Below are 5,517 nucleotides of genomic sequence, written 5' to 3' on the forward strand. Positions count from 1 at the left end.
TGGGGCTGGTGCTGCATCGCTGAGGGGCTAGCGCTGCGCCAGTTCAATGCAGCAGCCGGCGGATCTGCAGGATCGCCTGCGGCGTGCGTTGCACGCTGTGCCCGGAGACGATCACCGTTTCCGAGGCGGCGCCGGGCAGGTGGGCGCTCCAGTACGGCACGATGCCGTCGCTGGACTGCGCCAGCGGCACGCGCGGATCCTCCTGCCCGATGATGGAGTGATAGGTCACCTGTGGTGAGATCGGCAACTGCGCTGCGGCGAGGATGAAAGGGTCGTGGTCGCTGAGGCTGTCGATGCTGTTGGGCAGCCCGTCGAGCATGTTCTTGCCCGCGATGTCCTGGAACTGGTCGAGCACGCGCCGTGGCAGGCCGATCACGGCGCGTGCCAGTTCGCCCACCGTGCCGGCGGCCTCGGGCGTGCCGCGCTGCGGGGTGGCCAGGAAGATCGCCTCGGAGACTTCCGGCATCGGTGCGAACTGCAGCATCGGTCCGAGCCTGGCGTGCAGTGCCTGGCGCGCCTGCGGATCCAGCGCCGCCCCGTCGAACAGGGTTCGCCACAGCCGCTCGCCGTCGCTGGAAGACACCATCAAGCGCGCCAGCACGCCGCCCATGCTGTGCCCGATCAGCACCATGTCATGTGCGGAGACGCTGCGGCGTTGCGGATCGAACTGGTCCAGCGTCTGCTCCAGGGCGTTGCGAACCTGCAGGTGGGTGTAGGGAATCGGCAGGTTGGTCGGGTAGTAGACGAACCAGATCTGATAGCGCGCGCGGACCTGCGGATCGCCGAGCAGGTCGTTGGCCAGGTTGACCCAGGCTTCCGGGCTGCTGGCCAGCCCGTGCAGCAGCACCAGCACGCGCCGGTTCGGATCGTAGGGCTGGGTCAGGAACACGTGCGGCCGGTCGATGCCGTGCCCGAGGCCGAGCAGGGTGCGCAGCGATTGCGCGGCGAAACCGGCGCGCGCCATCCACACGCCGTAGCCGGCGCTGAAATTGGCCGCCAGCGGCACGTCGACACCGCCCATCGTGACCCGATCGCCGAGCGAGGGGTCGTGGACTTCCACGTGCGCGCTGTGGCTGGCCAGCACCTGCTTGAGCGTGCGGCCATCGAAACGCAGCAACACCGTGAGGTTGGGGGTGGGCATGTCGCTGTAGACAGGAGCGGCGTCGGTGCTGCGGATGGCCTCCGCCGCCGGCTGCGGCAGGACCGCGACCATCTCTGCGCCGAAGCCATCGCGCCGATACACGCTGCGCAGCCCATCGAAACGCAGGCCGCTGGCCGCCAGCATCGTCTCGGGCATCGGCATGTCCTGCGGGTTGCCGACGCCGCTGGCATCCAGCGTCACCGTCCAGTCGGGCAGGGCGGCGATCTGCGCGCCGGCCTCGTGCGTGGCCGGCGGATGCCGCCGGTAGCGGGCGAACAACGCGGTCACCGACTGCTGCACGGCGTAGTTGTAGTAGTCGCGCACCTGGGTCTGGCGTTCTTCGAAGGCGCGTTCGCTGGGCGTGCGTGCGCTGAAGAACAGGTAGGCGTAGGCGTAACGCGCGGTCTGCAGCCAGGCGGCCAGCGTGGCATCGCTGGCCGGGTGCTGCCTGGCGGCGCGTTGCGCGGCCAGCAGCGACAGTTCCGCCGCCGTCGCCAGGGTACGCTCCTGGTCCATGTCGGCATTGCCGAGCAACCGGTCGATGCATGGCGGCACCGTCGCCGTGCAACGTGCCGCGTCGAGGCCGGCCACATTCAGCGTCTGTAGCGCGGCATCGCTGGGGCGCGCGCTGCTCAGCGCGTCGCCGCGCTTGGCCTGGATGTAGCGCGCCGCATCCACGCGTTGCAGGGTGACGCTGGCACAGCCGCCGGTGCACAGCGCCATGCACAGCACGACACAGGCCAGGATCGCGCGGTGCCAGCGCCGCCGCTTCATGCCGCGACCTTCACTGGAGTGCCGGCGCGGCGTGCGAACAGCAGGTCGTACAGCACCGGAATCACCCCCAGGGTCACCAGCGTGCCCAGGGCCAGGCCGCCGATCATGGTGATGGCCATGCCGGTCCACAGCGGGCCGGCGAACAGCATCAGCGGGATCAGGCCGACGATGCAGGTCAGCTTGGTCATCACGATCGGGCGCAGGCGCTTGACCGCTGCGGCGATTACCGCCTCGTGCCGGCTCAGGCCATCGGCCAGTTCGGCCTCGATCCGTTCGAGCAGCAGCACCGCGTTGTTGACGATGATGCCGGCCAGCGCGAGCAGACCGAAGGTGGCCATGAAGCCGAACGGATAACCGGTGACCAGCAGGGCGAGGGTGGCGCCGATGAGCACGAACGGAATGCTGGCGACCACGATGAACAGCTTGCGGAACGAATTGAACTGCCAGACGAACAGCAGCAGGATCGCGCCCAGCGCATGCGGCATGTACTCCAGCAGCGCCTGGTTGGCTTCGGCGGCGTCCTCCAGTTCGCCGCCCATCTCGATGCGGTAGCCCGGCGGCAGGCGCAGCGCCGCCACCTTGTCGGCCAGCGCGGCCACCACCTGGTCGGTGGTCAGGTCCGGGTTGCGGCCGGTGATGGTGATGGCGCGGCTCAGGTTGCGGCGCTGGATCGTCGAGGGTTCCGAACTCAGTTGGATGTCGGCGATCGCCGACAGCGGCAGCGGCGCGGCGCCGGAGGACGGGTAGATCGGGGTGTCGCCGGGATTGCCGCTGCGTGCACGCGGGTCGCTGTCGCCGCGCAGCACGATCGGCACGTTGCTGCCGTCGTCGTGGATCACCGAGGCGTCCACGCCGCTGTAGCGCAGTTGCAGCGCCTGGGCGATGTCCTCGCTGGCGACGCCAGCGCGGCGCGCCTTGGCCTGGTCCACCTGCACCACGTAGCGCGGAATGCGGCTGTCCCAGTCGTCGCTGACGTCCAGCGTGCCGGGCAGCGCACGCAAGGCGTGGGCGATGCCGGCGGCGATCCGGCGCAGTTGCGTCTCGTCCGGGCCGATCACCCGGTAGATCGCCACGCCGGATTCGGTCGAGCCCAGCGAAAAGCGCTTGGGCTCGGCCCGCACTGCAGGGTAGGCCTGGCGCAGGTGGGAGCGCACCTTGGCGATCAGCGCATCGATGTCGCTGCCCGGCCGCACGCTGACGGTGAAGTAGGCGATGTTGGCCGCCGGCAGCGGCGGGTTCAGCCCGAGCACGATGCGCGGGCCGCCGTCGGCGACGTAGCCGATGCTGTCGACGATCTGCGGGTTCTGCCGGCGGTCGGCCAGCCACTGGCTGATCGACTGCACGGTGCGCAGGGTCTCGCGCGCATCGCTGCCCGGTTGCAGGGTCACCGGCATCTGGAACTGCAGGCGGTCGGACTTGGGCAGGAAGCTGTACGGCACCGAGGCCAGCACCGTCACCGCCAGGGCGAGCAGGGCGAGCATGCTGCCCAGGAACAGCGCCTTGTGCGCCAGCAGCGCCTCGATCGTGCGCCGGTAAAGCCGGTACGGCTTGGAGGTGTAGCTGTCGCCATGTCCATCGGCCGGCGCGAGATGCGCGCGGGCGAAGTACATGCACAGCAGCGGGGTGATGGTGATGCTGAGCAGCCAGGAGCCGAGCAGGGTCACCGCCAGCACGATCGCCAGCGAACGCATGTATTCGTTGGTGCTGGTCTGGCCGAAGAAGAACGGCGAGAACGCCAGCACGATCACCAGGGAAGAGGTCAGCAGCGGGATCGCCAGGCTGCGGCCGGCGGCCTCGCAGGCGGCGCGGCGTTCCTCGCCTGCGGCCAGGCGCCGTTCGATGTCCTCGGCGATGACGATGCCGTTGTCCACCAGCAGGCCCAGCGCCAGGATGATCGCGGCGATGGACACGGTCTGCAGTTCCACGTTCAGCGCCCGCATCGCGATCAGTGCGCCGAGGATGGTCAGCGGCACGATCGCGCCGACGATCAGGCCGGTGCGCCAGCCGAGAAACAGCATCACCACCGCCATCACGATGACGATGGTCTCGCCCATCACGTGATGCATCTTGCCCATCTCGCGCTCGACCACGTCGGCCTGGAAGGTGACCACGTGCTGCGCGAAACCCACCGGCAGCATCTTGGCGGTCTCGCCCAGGGTGCGGCGCAGCGCTTTGCCCACCTCGGCGACGTTGTTGCCCGGGGCCATCGACACGGCCACCACCACCGCCGGCTGGCCCTGGTAGATGGCGCCGGCCTCCGGCGGATCCACCGGCATCAGCTCGATCCGCGCCAGCTGCGCCAGCGGGATCTGCCGTGGGCCGTCGGCGCCCTGCGTCGCGATCGGGGCATTGCGCAGGTCGTCGAGGTCGCGCACTTCGCCGGAGGTGGTCAGGGTCATCGCCATGCCCGACGCGGCGACCAGGCCGCCGCCGGCGACCACGTTCTGCGCGCGCAGTTGCTGCGCGACCGCGGCCGGGGTGAGGCCGGCCTCGCCCAATTTGGTGCGGTCGAAGGCGACATAGACGCGTTCGTCCCGCAGACCGTGGAAGGTGACCCGCTCGACGCCCGGCACGGCGTACAGTTGCGCACGCATCTGCCGCAGCGGCCCGAGCATCTCCGCGGTATTGAAACCGGGCGCGGTGACCGCGATCGAGGCGATGGCGACGCGGCCGAAGTCGTCGTCGACCAGCGGCCCCTGCGTACCCGCGGGCAGCTCGGCACCGGCCTCGGCCGCCTTGCTGCGCACCCGCTGCCACAGCGCCGGCAGGTCCTTGACGCTGTCCTGCGCGGTGACCTGCACGATGGCGCTGCCGGGATGGATGGTGGTGACGATCTTCTTCAGCCCGCTGACTTCGCGCAGCCGTTCCTCCAGCGGACGCGCGAGCAGGTTCTCCACGCGCTCGCTGGGCATGCCGGGGTAACCGACCTGCACGATCGCATCGCGCACGGTCACGCTGGGTTCCTCCTGCGAGGGAAAACCGAGAAAGGTGACGATGCCGCCGATCAGGATCAGGGCGGCGCTGAACAGCGCCAGGCGGCTCGATTGCAAGGTGGCGCGGGTCAGGTTCATGGCGAGGTGGTGCCGAGGCGGGTGGTGGGACGGAACGGCACGACGTGCTGGCCGTCGTGAAGGAAGGCGGCGCCGGCGGCGACGATGCGCTCGCCCGGAGCCAGGCCACGCAGGATCTGCACGCGGCCGCCCTCGGCGTGCCCGGTGACGACCTGACGGCGGCGCACGCTGCCGCTGTCCTGGCGGTATACGAACAACATGGTCTGGCCGTCGGCCATGCTCGGGATCAGCGCGCTCAACGGCACGCTCGGCGCCTGATCGGCGGCGCTGTCGGGCAGGGCCAGCAGCAGCGATTCGCCGCTGCGCGGCTGCGCGGCATCGGCGCCGGTGCTGTCGAACAGCGCCTGCACGGTGGCCCCGCCGTCCACGCGTTCGGACACGCTGCGCAGGCGCAGCGGCAGCGCCTGCTGCGGCGCGCTGCTGCGGTAGGCGAGGACGCGCTGGCCCGGTTGCAGCGTTGCCGCGCGATCGGCCGGCAGCGTCGCCAGCACCTGCGCGCGATCGGCGCCGTCCAGTTGCAGGACCGGCTGG

3 protein-coding genes are annotated in these 5,517 nt (G+C 70.2%); all 3 read right to left on the reverse strand.

All coding sequences use genetic code 11. The annotated features are described in order from the left end of the window. Window positions 1-43: 43 nt before the first annotated feature. A complete protein-coding gene (locus tag D183_RS0118815; RefSeq protein WP_017910361.1) occupies window positions 44-1,915 on the reverse strand; it encodes a lipase family alpha/beta hydrolase in 1,872 nt (623 codons plus the stop codon). Then, window positions 1,912-4,986 carry an efflux RND transporter permease subunit gene (locus D183_RS0118820; RefSeq protein ID WP_017910362.1) on the reverse strand — a complete coding sequence of 1,025 codons (3,075 nt, stop codon included), beginning with the start codon at window positions 4,984-4,986 and terminating at the stop codon, window positions 1,912-1,914. Before D183_RS0118820 ends, D183_RS0118815 begins: the two co-directional genes overlap by 4 nt. Further along, window positions 4,983-5,517 (reverse strand): hypothetical protein (locus D183_RS0118825; RefSeq protein ID WP_017910363.1); only part of this gene is annotated, 535 nt, incomplete at its 5' end. The genes D183_RS0118825 and D183_RS0118820, both read right to left, overlap by 4 nt.

Source organism: Xanthomonas sp. SHU 199 (assembly GCF_000364665.1).
GTDB classification, from domain to species: domain Bacteria; phylum Pseudomonadota; class Gammaproteobacteria; order Xanthomonadales; family Xanthomonadaceae; genus Xanthomonas_A; species Xanthomonas_A sontii.

Bases quoted from the DNA above. Each gene is read 5' to 3' on its own strand.
- D183_RS0118815 (WP_017910361.1), bottom strand. From the start codon at position 1,915: ATGAAGCGGCGGCGCTGGCACCGCGCGATCCTGGCCTGTGTCGTGCTG.
- D183_RS0118820 (WP_017910362.1), bottom strand. From the start codon at position 4,986: ATGAACCTGACCCGCGCCACCTTGCAATCGAGCCGCCTGGCGCTGTTC.